Origin of the sequence: Hydrogenophaga sp. (assembly GCF_048549895.1) — a bacterium.
GTDB lineage: Bacteria > Pseudomonadota > Gammaproteobacteria > Burkholderiales > Burkholderiaceae_C > Hydrogenophaga.
In genome coordinates this window covers 1-13,173 of sequence record NZ_JBLYYB010000218.1, presented here as the reverse complement: position 1 = coordinate 13,173, position 13,173 = coordinate 1, and the positions used below count along the sequence as shown (strand labels likewise).

General features: G+C 67.2%; 12 protein-coding genes and 1 pseudogene. 5 read left to right on the top strand and 8 right to left on the bottom strand.

Going from position 1 to position 13,173, the window contains the following annotated elements:
* The 3 genes from ACN4F8_RS20580 to ACN4F8_RS20570 all read right to left on the bottom strand — a co-directional run.
* The coding region (locus tag ACN4F8_RS20580) for a class I SAM-dependent methyltransferase (RefSeq protein ID WP_419475281.1) at positions 1 to 834 on the bottom strand (834 nt) is incomplete at its 3' end.
* 2 nt (positions 835 to 836) lie between these two features.
* The gene (locus tag ACN4F8_RS20575; protein ID WP_419475280.1) at positions 837 to 1,352 is read right to left on the bottom strand and encodes an OsmC family protein; all 516 of its coding nucleotides are present in this window, start codon (positions 1,350 to 1,352) and stop codon (positions 837 to 839) included.
* 33 nt (positions 1,353 to 1,385) lie between these two features.
* Positions 1,386 to 2,198 (bottom strand): class I SAM-dependent methyltransferase, encoded by an 813-nt coding sequence (locus ACN4F8_RS20570; protein WP_419475279.1) that lies wholly within the window; start codon positions 2,196 to 2,198, stop codon positions 1,386 to 1,388.
* Between the two features lie 136 nt (positions 2,199 to 2,334).
* On the opposite strand from ACN4F8_RS20570, the gene ACN4F8_RS20565 reads away from it, so the two are divergent.
* Positions 2,335 to 3,711 (top strand): winged helix-turn-helix domain-containing protein, encoded by a 1,377-nt coding sequence (locus ACN4F8_RS20565; protein ID WP_419475278.1) that lies wholly within the window; start codon positions 2,335 to 2,337, stop codon positions 3,709 to 3,711.
* A gap of 38 nt (positions 3,712 to 3,749) precedes the next feature.
* Here the strand turns inward: ACN4F8_RS20565 and ACN4F8_RS20560 are convergent, their stop codons facing one another.
* Positions 3,750 to 4,940: an FAD-binding domain-containing protein gene (locus tag ACN4F8_RS20560; protein ID WP_419475277.1), complete on the bottom strand. Its 1,191-nt coding sequence runs from the start codon at positions 4,938 to 4,940 to the stop codon at positions 3,750 to 3,752.
* 167 nt (positions 4,941 to 5,107) lie between these two features.
* Between ACN4F8_RS20560 and ACN4F8_RS20555 the strand changes: the two genes are divergently transcribed.
* Positions 5,108 to 6,037 (top strand): 3'-5' exonuclease, encoded by a 930-nt coding sequence (locus tag ACN4F8_RS20555; RefSeq protein ID WP_419475276.1) that lies wholly within the window; start codon positions 5,108 to 5,110, stop codon positions 6,035 to 6,037.
* A 24-nt stretch (positions 6,038 to 6,061) separates the two neighbouring features.
* On the opposite strand, the gene ACN4F8_RS20550 is transcribed toward ACN4F8_RS20555, so the two are convergent.
* On the bottom strand, positions 6,062 to 7,372 hold the full coding sequence (locus ACN4F8_RS20550; protein WP_419475275.1) for a c-type cytochrome: 1,311 nt from the start codon (positions 7,370 to 7,372) through the stop codon (positions 6,062 to 6,064).
* Positions 7,369 to 8,106: a c-type cytochrome gene (locus ACN4F8_RS20545; RefSeq protein WP_419475274.1), complete on the bottom strand. Its 738-nt coding sequence runs from the start codon at positions 8,104 to 8,106 to the stop codon at positions 7,369 to 7,371. Before ACN4F8_RS20545 ends, ACN4F8_RS20550 begins: the two co-directional genes overlap by 4 nt.
* An 88-nt stretch (positions 8,107 to 8,194) precedes the next feature.
* On the opposite strand from ACN4F8_RS20545, the gene ACN4F8_RS20540 reads away from it, so the two are divergent.
* Positions 8,195 to 9,619, top strand: coding sequence for a PLP-dependent aminotransferase family protein (locus tag ACN4F8_RS20540; RefSeq protein ID WP_419475282.1), 1,425 nt, complete (start codon positions 8,195 to 8,197; stop codon positions 9,617 to 9,619).
* A gap of 10 nt (positions 9,620 to 9,629) precedes the next feature.
* Here ACN4F8_RS20540 and ACN4F8_RS20535 read toward each other — a convergent pair whose 3' ends face one another.
* Complete coding sequence (locus ACN4F8_RS20535; protein ID WP_419475273.1) at positions 9,630 to 10,073, bottom strand: PACE efflux transporter; 444 nt, start codon at positions 10,071 to 10,073, stop codon at positions 9,630 to 9,632.
* Between the two features lie 84 nt (positions 10,074 to 10,157).
* On the opposite strand from ACN4F8_RS20535, the gene ACN4F8_RS20530 reads away from it, so the two are divergent.
* Positions 10,158 to 11,111: a LysR family transcriptional regulator gene (locus ACN4F8_RS20530; protein WP_419475272.1), complete on the top strand. Its 954-nt coding sequence runs from the start codon at positions 10,158 to 10,160 to the stop codon at positions 11,109 to 11,111.
* On the opposite strand, the pseudogene ACN4F8_RS20525 reads toward ACN4F8_RS20530, so the two are convergent.
* Positions 11,083 to 11,598, bottom strand: a pseudogene (locus ACN4F8_RS20525) (MFS transporter); the annotation flags it as partial. The gene ACN4F8_RS20530 and the pseudogene ACN4F8_RS20525 overlap by 29 nt on opposite strands.
* 88 nt (positions 11,599 to 11,686) lie before the next feature.
* Between ACN4F8_RS20525 and ACN4F8_RS20520 the strand changes: the two are divergent.
* Positions 11,687 to 13,042: a site-specific integrase gene (locus tag ACN4F8_RS20520; protein WP_419475271.1), complete on the top strand. Its 1,356-nt coding sequence runs from the start codon at positions 11,687 to 11,689 to the stop codon at positions 13,040 to 13,042.
* The last annotated feature ends 131 nt before the right edge of the window (positions 13,043 to 13,173 follow it).

Below are 13,173 nucleotides of genomic sequence, written 5' to 3'. Positions count from 1 at the left end.
TTCAACTACCTGAGTTGCACTGAGGGGGTGGGCGCGGCACAAGCAAGGCACACATCGGGCACAGGCTTTTTTCAACAGCCAAGTCTCGACTATGGATGGTGTGCGCATTCCACTGATGGCGGACAGTGATTCCATTCCCATCGCGGACAGCGTTCCATGCGATGGCGGACACACTGCGTGGGTGTCCTGAGTGACGAGCAAATCGTAGCCGAAGTGTCCGCCATAGGCGTGGATGCGTTCGGTGTGCACGTGTTGAAGGCGTGCGCCCGCCAACGCGGTGTGCAATGCGTGGCCCTCACCCAGGCGGAAAAACATCGGGCACACCTCGGATTGCACGCGCGCGTCGACGATCGGGAAAACACCCGACCAGCCGCACGCCGAGCGCTCGCCCCACACCGACACCACCAGCCGCCCGCCGGGCCGCAGGCAACGCGCCATCGCAGCGAGGCTGGCCTCGGAGTCGGGCATGTACATCAGGCCCAGGCCGCACAGCACCACGTCGAAATGATCGGGCGGCAGCACCGCGTCCACGGCTTGTGCATCGGTGCGCAGGAAGTGGCAGCCGATGGATGTGGCTTGTGCCACCGCCACCATGCCCGCCGACACGTCGCAGCCCACAGCCGCGCCTTGTGGCCCCACCGCAGCCAGCGCAGCGCGCGTGAGCATGCCCGAGCCGCAGGCCACGTCGAGCACGCGTTCGCCTGGCTGCAGCCGGGCCAGTCGCAGCACGCCCTGCGTGGCCGGCGCCAGCGCGTCGCGCCACAGGGTTTCGTAGCGGGTCGAGGCGCGGTCCCAACCGTAGCGCTGCACACGCAGCTGCAGCCGCCCGTCCATGCTCAGCCCCGTGCCCCGTAGACCACGCTGCCCTGCAGCGGCTGGGGGTCGGCAAACACGTGCATGTAGGGGCTGCAACGCTGCGCCTCGGCGATCACCGGCGCCAGCTGCTCGGGCGTGGCGCCTGCGTCCAGGTACAGCGTGTGCCGCACCCCGAGGTAGCCGGGGTAGATGCCGTCCATGCCGAGCAGGCCCCGGTTGTCGTAGTCGACCGCGACTTCCACTTCAAGGCTGCGCACCTCGATGCCGGCACGCGCCAGGCAAATGCCGTAGCCGATGGCCAGGCAACTCGCCAGCGCGGCCCGGCCGTGCACACCGGGCGTGGGGCCGGCACCGCCGCCGCCGCCTTCCACCGGCATGTCGATGCAAAAGCGCCAGTCACCCTCCTGGGCCTCGCAGCGCAGCCCGTTCACCACCCGCGCCCGCATCACGCTGGTGGCCTGGGCGGCTTCAGGCTTTTTGGCGAACACGTGTGCCATGCGGCCGAAGGCGTTGCGGATGTGCTCTTGTGCGGTCATGGCGTGTCTCCTGCCAGGGTTCAACGGCTGTGTTCAGCGGCGCGTGATGACAATTTCCAGGTATTCGCTGGGTACCACCAGCGAGTGCGCGCCGCCCTGGTTCATGCGGTTGAGCAACTCGATGAGATCGCGCTCCAGCAACAGCGCGGTCTCTGGGGGCAGGGCCGCAAACGCCTTGTGCACCGGGCCGTACCAGGTGCGGAACACCTCGACGAAGTGTTCGGCAGAACGGTAGCGGAAGTTGAAGACCTTGGGGGTGGCGGCGATGGCCGATGCCTGGTCACCGAACAAGGTCTCCAGGTGCGACTTCACGCCCCAGAGCGATGGCGGCTTCACACCCACTGGTGGCGGCAGGTGGCGGCCCAGGGTCTTGAACAGCTGGCCGATGAAACCCTCGGGTGTCCAGTTGGCCATGCCGATGCGCCCGCCGGGGCGGCACACGCGCGCCATCTCGGCGGCCGAGCGTTGCTGGTCGGGTGCGAACATCACACCGAAGGTGGAGAGCACCACGTCGAAGCTGGCGTCCTTGAAAGGCAGCGCTTCCACATCGGCCACCTGGATGGCTATGGCCAGGTGCTCGGCGCGCGCACGCTCGGCGCCGCGCGCCAGCAAGGTGTTCACGTAGTCGGTGGAGGTCACGTCGCAGCCGCGCCGCGCGGCGGCCAGGCTGGCATTGCCGTTGCCTGCGGCCACGTCCAGCACGGTTTCGTCCCAGCGCAGGTCGCAGGCTTCGGCCAGCGATTCGCCCACGATCTGCAGCGTGGTGCCGATCACGGCATAGTCGCCACTGGCCCAGGCGGTTTGTTGGCGTTGTTTGAGGGCGGTGAAATCGGTTGCGGTGTCCATGGGGCTTCCTTCGGGTTGTGATTCAACAATGGCGTTGTCTGGAGACCCGACTGTCCGCCCGGGGTGCCCCAGGCGTCTTTGGCTTTTTCTGAAGACTTCCTGTATTTTCTGAAGTCACCGTTCCTCAGGAGCCCACGTGCCCGCTTCCTACCGCTTCGATCGATTCGAGCTCCGGCCTTCCGAGCGCGTGTTGCTGGTGGATGGCGCGCCCGCCGCGCTGGGCTCGCGCGCCTTTGACCTGCTGCTGTGCCTGGTGACGCATCGCGACCGCGTGCTGAGCAAAAGCGAGGTGCTGGAGCAGGTGTGGCCGGGCCAGGTGGTGGAAGAAAACAACCTCTCGGTGCACGTGTCCGCGCTGCGCAAGGTTCTGGGCGCGGGCGCCATCACCACCGTGTCGGGCCGGGGCTACCGCTTCACGCTCGACCCGCTGCCCGAGACGGCCCATGAGCCCGCCCCGCTGCCACCCGATTCGCTGGAGCGCCCCACCATCGCGGTCATGCCGCTGAGCGTGCTGTCGGACGAGCCCCGCATTGCATTTTTTGCGCAAGGCCTGGTGGAAGACGTCACCGCGCTGCTGGCCCGTGTGCCCGGCTTCATCCTGATCGCGCACGCCTCATCGCTGGCCTTTCGTGGCCACGAGGCGCCCTTGCAGGACGTGGCCCGACAACTCGGCGTGCGGTTTGTGGTGCAGGGCAGCGTGCGCCCCAAGGCCGACGCGCTGCGTGTCTCGCTGCAGCTGATCGAGGCGGCATCGGCGCGCATCCTGTGGAGTGCGCAGTTCGACAGCCGGGCGGACGAGGCCGTTGATGCGCAGGAGACCATCGCGCGCGGCATCATCAGTGAGCTCGAGCCCGAACTCACCCGCGCCGAGATCGCCCACATCCGCCGCCAGCGCCCGGAGAACCTCGGTGCCTGGGCGCATTACCACGAGGCGGTGGGCGCGCTGGCCGCCAAAGGCTGGAGCGCTGACGGAATGGCCACGGCGCGGTCCGAACTCCTGTGCAGCACCCGGCTGGACCCCAGCTTCGGACTGAGCCACAGCCACTATGCGCTGTTGACCATCCTGGCGTCCAACATCGGCATGGTCCCCGACACCCCCGACCTGCGCGCCGACGTGCTCGCCTCGGCCAACTCGGCCATCACGCTGGACGACGGCAGCTCCGAGGTGCTGGGTTACGCGGGCTGCGCGCTGTGCGACCTAGGCCACTACAAACGCGGCATCGACACGCTGCAACACGCGCTCGAACTCAACCCGAGCAACGCGCAGGCGCACGTGGCGATGGGCGCGGCGCTGGTGGAGGCGCGCTTGTCGTGCCGCGCCGACCCGCGTTTTCACCTGCCCCACGTGCTGCAGGCCGCCACCTTCGAGCGGCTGGGGGCCACCGCCGACGCGGTGGCGGCGCTCAGTGCCGCGCGTCAGCGCCGCAGCGAACTCTCGCTGGACGAGGTGACGCTGACCCACGGGCGGCGCATCAGCGAACGCCTTGCGCCGCTGTGGCAGCAGGCCGGCTGATCCGGATCGGTTCCGCTGGCTTCAGCGCTGCGCAGTGCTCACCCGGCGGCCAGCCCCGGCAGATCGTTCAGCGTTTTCACGCCCCGCGTGGTGCGGTTCCACCAAGCTGAGAACGAGGTGCAATGCATGCGCACCGCCGGGAACAGGTGCGCCGCTTCGCGCTGCACCACCTGCGGTGGCAGCAGTGGGCCGACATGCGGATCGGCCAGGGTCTGCACCGAGCGTGCACCGGCCAGCGCCTGCGCCAGCGTGTGCCGGTCGGCGTGCCAGCGCACCGGTGTGAGCTCGGCCATGCGCGTGTTCACGAACGCCCAGCGCGCTGCGCTCCAGGGCCAGGCGTTGTGGTGCTCGGCCAGCCGCAGCCCCACGCGCACGCAGCCGGCGGGCAGGTTGGCTGGCGGCTCGCCCAAGGCCCACGGGTGCACCAGCCAGACATCGCGCCCGTTCACGTCGGCCGCCTGGGGTGCGGCCGATGCCACGCCCTGCGGCACCGACCACAACGCCGGCTCCTCCACGCCATCGCCCTGGGGCGTGGTCTTCACCGGGCGGCCGCTGCGGGCCATGGCGTCCAGTGCTTCGTAGGAGCAGTCGATCACGCTGCCCGCGCTGTGCCAGGTTGGTGGTGCGTAGCGCGCGACGTTGTCGGCGTTGAACAGGTAGGGCTTGCTGCTGCCGGTGCCGGCCACCCACTGCCAGCTCAGGTGGTTGCTGGCGAGGTCGCCGTCGAGCAGGTGCGACACCAGCCAGTCCGCACCGGCGCGCCAGTGCACCTTGCGCAGGTGCACCAGGTAGCTCGCCAGCCACATGCGGGCGTGGTTGTGCAGGTAGCCCGTGGCGTAGAGCGTGCGCACGGCCATGTCGATCACCGGCACACCGGTTCTCGCCTGGCGGACGTCGGCCGGCACCTCGGTGGCGTAGCCGTGTTCGGGCAGCAGGCCGTCGTGCAGCGAGTCCAGGATGTCCGGGCCCAGGTGGTACCACACATGGCGAAAGTACGCGCGCCAGCCGAGCTCGAACACGAACTTGTGTTGCACATGCAGTGGGTGCTGCGCGGCCACCCCGGCCAGCACCTCGGGCAGGCTGACGAAGCCGTGCGTGATGTAGGGCGAGAGTTGCGTCACGGCGCCTTCGATGGCGTTGCGGCTGCGCGCGTAGTCGGCCGGTCGCACGGCGGCGATGCGCGCCAGCGCGGCCTCGCGCGTGGGCGGGAACAGGTCGATGGGAGTCATTGAACAGAATGGCTTGGGGCGGTGGGCGGATGCTAGGCCGATGTGGATTCACCTGAAGGTCGCGCGTGTAAAGCTCGTGGAGCGGGTAGGCTTGGCCGATGACCCAATCCAGCTTCGAGTTCGACGCACCCACTCCGCCAGAGCCCCCGCGCACCACCCCGGTTCCTGTGGCAACCCCTCTCAGCCTGGAGGCCATGGCGCAGCGGCTGGAGCAAGACCCCGACTTCCGCGTCTTGCGCCGCCTCGTGCCCGTCACCGATTTCGGCCACCCGCCCACCCGCTTGCAGAACCCGGCGCAGACGCTGAGCGTGCTGGTGCTCGACACCGAGACCACCGGCCTGTCGCACCAGGCCGACAAGATCATCGAGCTGGCCATGCTGCTGGTGCAGGTGGACCCGGCCACCGGTCTGCCGTCGGGGCCGGTCGAGATCTTTGAAGGCTTCGAAGATCCCGGCATGCCCATACCGCCGGTGGCGCAGGAAGTCACCGGCATCAGCGACGAGATGGTGGCCGGGCAGCGGCTGGACGATGCGCAGGTGCAGGCCCTGGTGGACCGGGCCGACCTGATCGTGGCGCACAACGCCGGCTTCGACCGGCCGTTTGTGGAAGCCCGCTTCCCCGGCTTCGCCGCCAAGGCCTGGGCGTGCTCGTTCGCCGACATCGACTGGAAGGCTGCCGGGGCGGGCTCGGCCAAACTGAGCGCGCTGGCCCAGGACCAGGGCTGGTTCTACGACGCCCACCGCGCCCGGGTGGACTGCCATGCCTTGCTGCAGGTGTTGGCCAGGCCAGTGGGTGGCGGTGATGCCACGGGCCTGTCGCAACTGATCACCGCCGCTTCGCGACCGAGCTACAAGCTGCGCGCCACCGGCTCGCCGTTTGAGTCCAAAGACCAGCTCAAAGGCCGAGGCTACCGCTGGGACGCGGACGCCAAGGTCTGGTTCTGCACCGTGCCCGACACCGACCATCTGGACGCCGAGATCGACTGGCTCAAGACCGAGGTGTATGGGCGGCGCAGCGCGCGGGTGGAGATCGAGGCCCTGGACGGTCGGGTGCGCTACTCGGCCCGACCCGGCGGTGTGTCGCAGCGCTCGCTGTGAGTCGCCGGTGCCCGCCAAGGCCTTCTACGGGCGGCCGGCAGATGCCCTGAGCTGCTGCACGTCGAGCGCCGACACCGGGGTTGCCGCGTTGCCCCAGGCGGCCCGGACATAGGTGGACACGTCGGCAATCTCCTGCTCGCTCAGTTCCAGCACGTAGGGCGGCATGCCGAAGGGTCGCGGGCGGCCCGCCGTGCTCGGGCCGAAGCCACCGAAGAGCACCGCCTGCACCAGGTTGGCCGGCACGCTGTGCAACACCGTGCTGTTGCCCGCCAGCGGTGGGTAGGCCCACTGGCCATCGTTGCCGCGAATGCCTTGCCCTTGTGCGCCGTGGCACTGTGCGCAGTGCTGTTCGTAGAGGCGTTCGCCCAGGGCCATGGCCTGCGCCGGGCGTGCATCGGTGGGCGCTGGCTCGGGGCGGCGGCTCACCGGGAGCGCTTTGAGGTGGGTGGCCATGGCCTGCAGATCGTCGGCCTGCCAATGCTGCGTGCTGTGCTGGACCACCTCGGCCATGGGGCCGGTGACGATGTGCGTGCCGCTGCGCCCGGTCTGCAGCAGTGCCACGATCTCGGCCACCTCGCGCGCCTGCACGCCGCCTTCGGCCGGGTCGAGCAGCGAGGGCGCGTACCAGCCCTGCGCAGCCATGAGCCCACCGGCGAGCGAGAGCATGTCGCTGCTGCCGCCCAGGGCGTTGCGCGGCACGTGGCAGGCGCTGCAGTGCGCCAGGCCGTTGACGAGGTAGGCACCACGCAGCGGCCCGTCTGCCGGCGCAACCGTCAATGCTTCGCCCGGTGTGAAGTACAGCGCACGCCACACCTTGAGCGCCGCTTGTGAGCCCAGGTACTGGCCGAGGTCGTTGGGCGGAGCGGTCGCCGCCACCGGCGCCAGGCTGCGCAGGTACGCGAACAGCGCATCGCTGTCGGCGCGCGCGACGTGGGTGGTGTTGGTGTACGGGAAGGCCGGGTTCAGCAGGCGCCCGTCGCGCGATTGGCCGTGGTGCAGGGCGCGCCAGAAGTCGTCGGCGCCCCAGTCTTTGAGGCCGGTGGCGTCAAACGTGAGGTTGCTGCTGTACACCGTGCCGAACGGGGTGGCGATGCCACGCCCGCCGGCAAACGCCGCGCCACCGCGCGCCGTGTGGCAGCCCATGCAGTTGCCCAGCACGGCCAGGTAGCGGCCACGTTCGATGGTGGCGGCGTCGTCCCGTTGCGCGGTGGTGTTCGAGGGCACCACGGCCACCGGCCGGGCCGGCCACAGCAGCCAGGTGGCTGCGCACAGCAGCAGGGCCACCAGCGTCAGCGCAGCGACCTTGCTGCGCGACCAGCGTGCACGCGGGCTCATGGCCGCACCGCCGTGGCCGCAGCCGGGGTGACCGGTGCCGTGAAGCTGCCGCATTCCAGCGGCGCGCGCGTGCCGCTGGTGGCGACCGGTGCCGAATCGGGCGGCACCGGTTGCGCGGCCAGCCACGCGCTCACGGCCGCCACATCGGCGGCCGGCAGGCGGCGCGCGAGGGTGGCCATGCAGTCGGGCGAGCGGGCCTGGCGGGTGCCGTTGTGCCAGGCACCCAGTTGTGCGTTGATGTAGTCCGGTGGCAAGCCCAGCAGGCCGGGTGTGGCGGGCTGTGCGCCGGTGAGGGCGGCGCCGTGGCAGGCGGTGCAGGCGGGCACCTGCCGGGCCTCGTCACCGCGCAGCGCGAGCTGTTCGCCGCGCTGCAACACGGCGGCCGGCGCGCGGGCGGGCAGGGCCGCCGGGTAGGGCAGTTGGAGCGCTGCGAAGTGCTGCGCGATCTCCCACAGATACGCATCGCTCAGCGGATCGACCATGCGCGCCATCAGCGCGTGTTTGCGCTGGCCGGTCTGGAAGTGTTTGAGCTGGTTGTAGAGGTAGCCCGCGGGTTTGCCGGCGATGCGCGGGTAGTAGCCGTCGGGGCCGGCACGCCCTTGCTGGCCGTGGCAGTTGATGCAGGCCTGCATGCGCTGGGCCAGGGAGTCTTCAAATCGGGGCATAGGTTGCGCGCCGGCCCACGCGATGTGGGTGGTGAGCAGCAGGGCCGCGAGGCGTGTACGTGGGAGCATCCGGGTATCCTCGCTGCGAATCATCTGATGCGCAAGATTCAGATTAATTGAAAAATCATCGGATCAGTTTGTGGTGAACACATTCCGCGTGACCCGCTACGGGCAACTTGCCGAAGAAATGGCCGCCGCCATTCGCGGGGGCCTGCTGCGCCCGGGTGAGCGCCTGCCTTCGGTGCGCGAGACCTGCCAGCAGCGCGGCATGAGCCCGTCCACCGTGTTCCAGGCCTACGGCCAGCTGGAGGCCGAGGGGCTGGTCGAGGCGCGGGCGCGCTCCGGTTTTTATGTGCGGGCCACCCGCCGTGCTGTGCGTGCCGGGCCGCAGGTGGCCGCGCCGCGCAGCGAGGCCACGCCGGTGGCCATCAGCGAGCTGGTGTTCGACCTGCTGGGGTCCACGCGCGACGCCGATGTGGTGCCGCTGGGCTCGGCCTTTCCGGCCTCGCACCTGTTCCCGTTTGACGAACTGGCCCGCAGCGGCGCGCGCGCCATGCGCGCCCTCAAACCCGGCCAGATCACCGGCGCGCTCACCGCCGGCGACGAAGGGCTGCGGCAGGCCTTGCGCCGGCGCCATGCGCTGCAGGGCATGCCGCTGGCCGACAACGAACTCATCATCACCAACGGCGCGATGGAAGCGCTCAACCTGTGTCTGCAGGCGGTCACCCGGCCGGGGGATGTGGTGGTGGTCGAGTCGCCCACGTTTTATGCCGCGCTGCAGGCGCTGGAGCGCCTGCACCTGAAGGCGGTGGAGGTGGCCACCGACCCGCGCGACGGCGTGGACCTGGAGGCCCTGAGCGTGCTGCTGGATCGCCACAGTGTGGCCGCCTGCTGGTTCATGCCCAGCTTTCAGAACCCGCTGGGTGCCCTGATGTCGCCGGCCCGCAAGAAAGCGCTGGTGGAACTGCTCGCGCGCCACCGCGTGCCGTTGATCGAGGACGACGTGTACGGCGAGTTGTATGCGGGCTCGCTGCGCCCGCCGCCGGCCAAGGCGTTTGACCAGCACGGCGGGGTGTTGCACTGCTCGTCGTTTTCCAAGAGCCTCGCGCCGGGCTACCGGGTTGGCTGGGCCGCCGCCGGGCGCCACGCGCCGCAGGTGGAGCGGCTGAAAATGACGACCTCGCTGGCCACGGCGTTGCCCACCCAGCTCGCGCTCGCCGACTACCTGGCCCAGGGCGGCTACGACCGCCACCTCCGGCGCCTGCGCGAGTCGCTCGCGGCGCAGCGCAAGCACGCGCTGCGGCTGATCGAGCGGCACTTTCCGCCCGGCACACGCACCACCCGGCCCGAGGGCGGTTATTTCATCTGGCTTGAGCTGCCGCCCTCGGTGGATGCCCTCGCGCTGCACCACCGGGCCCGCGCCCGCTCCATCAGCACCGCACCCGGCGCGCTGTTCTCAGCCGACCGGCGCTTCACCCACCACCTGCGCCTCAACGTCGGGCACCCGGGCGACAACCGTGTGGACGCCGCCTTGCGCACGCTGGGCGCGCTGGCCACCGAGATGGCGCGCTCGGCGCACTGAGCGCGGTGCGTCACGGCGCCTGCACCGCCACACCCCGGCTGGCCGAGACCGGCAGGCCGAACACCGCGTCGAACGCCCAGTTGAAAACGAAGGTGTAGACCAGGAAGAAGACCACGAGCGCCAGGTCCATCACCAGCGCTTGCCACAGGGTGACGCCGAACCACCAGGCGATCAGCGGCACCAGCATGGCCACCAGCCCGATCTCGAAACTCACCGCGTGCAAGACACGCCGTTTCACGCTGCGCCCGGTGGTGGCCTGCCGCGCTTCCCAGCGCTCGAAATACGTGTTGAACACGAGGTTCCACACCACCGCCACCACCGAGGTGGCGATGGCCAGCGTTCCGCTTTCAAACGGGCTTTTGCCCGACATCACCATCAAGCCCCAGCCCGCCAGCGCGATGGCCACCGCCTCGTACAGGCCGATGTACACGACGCGTCTCCAGATTCCCTGCACAACAGTTCTCCGTGGTTTCGAAGGCCGCACTGTATGTCGTTCTGGCTGATACTAGAAGTCAGCTTCTATCAATATGACTGACAGATGAACTTCGACTTCGAATCCCTCAAGGTGTTTCTGGCGGTGCTCGATCATGGCTCCTTTTCAGCCGCCGCCCGCTCGCTGGGCAAGGTGCCGTCAGCGGTCAGCATGGCCATTGCCCACCTGGAGACCGACCTGAACCTGGTGTTGTTTGACCGCAGCGGGCGCGAGCCCAGACCCACGCCACAGGCGGTGGCCCTGATACCGCAGGCCCGGCTGCTGGCGGAGCAGTTGCTCAAGCTGGACACACACGCCCTCTCGCTCACCCAGGGTCTGGAGCCCTGCCTGACCATCGCGGTGGCGCCGGAGTTGCTGGCGGCCACGCCGTGGAGTGCGGCGCTGGTGCAGCTCTCGGCGGAACACCCGCTGCTGGAGGTGGAGGTGCTGGCGGCACCGCAGACGGATGCCCTGGGCATGCTGCACAGCGGGCGGGCACACGTGGCGCTGGTGTTCGAGCGCGCCAGCCTGGATGCGCGCGAGGGCTTTCAGGAGGTCGGTCGCGAGATCCTGGTGGCGGTGGTGGCGCCCACGCATCCGATGCTGCGCGGGCGCCAGGCCTCGCGGGGCGTGCGCGAGGACGATCTGGCGGTGCAGCGGCAGATCGTCGTGGCCGGGCGGCACTCGGTGGACGCGGACGAGCGCACCGTGATGTCGCGTCACCAGTGGCGCACCGACACGCCGGTGGCCGCCATGGGGCTGGTGATCGCCGGCCTGGGTTGGGCGTGGTTGCCGCAGGGCTTTGTGCGCTCGCCCCTGGCGGCGGGGCTGTTGGTGGAGATCCCGCTGGAGAACTTCAGCAACGTCATGCCGCTGTGGGTGGACGCTGTCTGGCCGAAGGCGCGCCCACTGGGCGTGGCGGCGCGCCGCTTTCTGGCGTTGCTGGACGGCGTTCGGCGGCAGAGCGAGCCGCAGGGCAAGACCGCCGTGGTCAGGCGCCGGCCAGCTGCGCGCGGGTGATGCGCCGCACCCGGAAATACAGCCACAGCGCGATGCTCATGTTGAGCAGGTTGAAGGCGATGCCGTTCAGAAACGCCGCGTCGTAGCTGCCGGTCAGGTCGTACACCCAGCCCGACATCCAGCCGCCCAGCGCCATGCCCACCAGCGTGGCCATGATCACCGCGCCCACCCGCGCGCCGGCCTCTTTGGGCGGGAAGTACTCGCGCACGATGATGGCGTAAGACGGCACGATGCCGCCCTGGAACAGGCCGAACAGCGCCGCGATGAGGTAGAGCGAGACCAGCCCGTCAAACGGGATGAACAGCAGCAGCGCCACACACTGCAAGGCCGAGCCCAGCAGCAGCGTGCGGATGCCGCCGATGCGGTCGCAGATCCAGCCCGAGATGAGCCGGCTGGCGATGCCGCAGAACAGCATGAGCGAGAGCATCTCGGCGCCGCGCGCCGCGCCAAAACCCAGGTCGGTGCAATAGGCCACGATGTGAACCTTTATAAGAGAGCTTCACTTTCGGTACAGCGAGCTAGAGGTTGATCGCTGTCCCTTCGTCGCCCGTTCAAATCTCTTCTAAGCACTGAACATGAGCAAGTACAACTTTAAGGTGAAGTACTCTGATCCCAGCTGGTTTACCAACGCAGGGTACGGACGAGTGGCTCACCTTCCATTTATCCTAGATGCTCGACCTGGCTATCACCGCAGTGGATCCCAGTACATCCTTGATCGAGGCCTCGGCCTCTGGGTCGCTGGAAAGCCTGGGTTGTCTGTGCGTCCGCCCACAGCTAAGAGCATTCAGTCATACGCAGCCTGGCTCTGCAACTTCTTGGAGTGGGCGCAAAAAAGAGGAATTGACCTGCTCACGGCAGACTACGTGGATCACATCTACGGGCGATACCAAACGGAGCTCCTTGCCGGAATTTGGGGCCGAGAGAGTCGTGGATTGAGTGAAGCGACAGTGAACCTCTACGTGGACACGGCCGTAGATTTCCTGACATGGATGGCGGCCAAAGGGGAAAGGCCCCCCTTTGAAGTTCCACTTGTGACGCGCACCTTTGCAACGGGCTCAGCGACCAGTTCGGTGTCGCATCGAGGGAAATCGTCTGACATCAGACAGGGCCGGGTACGTCAGCCTCCACGCACCTTGCAGATGCCTGCTGATACGGATCTAGATCGTTGGCTGGCTTCCGTCTACGACCAAAGCGGACAAACATTTGGTTTGATGTGCAACACAGTAATTGAAACTGCTGTGAGACGTGAAGAGGTTTGCTGTTGGCGCGTAGACACCCTACCTTTGAATCCGAAAGATTGGGTAATTGTCAACCCCACGGCAGAGGTGAATGAGCAGCTTGTCTCGGTTACTCTTCGATATGGTACTAAAGGGCGAGAGTTTGGTTTTGACAATGGAGACAAAATTGGTCCAAAGCGCCAAATCAAAATCCCATTGAGGCTAGCCAATAGGCTTCACATCTATCGCCAAAACGTACGTCCGCTGTTACTTGCCAGATCGATTGTCCAAGTGCGGGGGGCCGAAGCACAAAAAAAGAGACGAGACAGCGTAGTCCATTTGTTTCTAACCTCTGAGGGGCGCAGAGAAACAGCTCCCAGGTTCTATAAAGCATGGAAATCGGGGGATCTTCCTTTTCCTGCCTGGTCTCCCCATCTCGGACGTCATTGGTGGGCTTGTTCAACACTGATGCAAGAAGTTCGTGCCAGTGAGATCTTTTATGAAGCCCATCGGCCGGTGAATGGACTTCTGATTGCTTCTCTGCTCACTGATGTTATTCAGTTGAAAATCACCCCCCAATTGGGCCATGTCAGCAGTAAAACAAGTGGCATTTACTTGCAATGGGCGGCCGATCAGATTGGAGTTGCGCTACCTGAGCGCTACCAAGCAGCGATGCTTGATGAGGATTTTAATGAAAAAGGGAGTCATACCTAAATGACAATTCGAAAGATTGATAAAGATCATCTTCAAAAGTTTCATCCGCATATTGTATCGATTGAATCCGCCGACTCAAAGCCTGAAAATCAGAATCCTTTGGTATTCTGGACGTTGCACGACACAAAGGC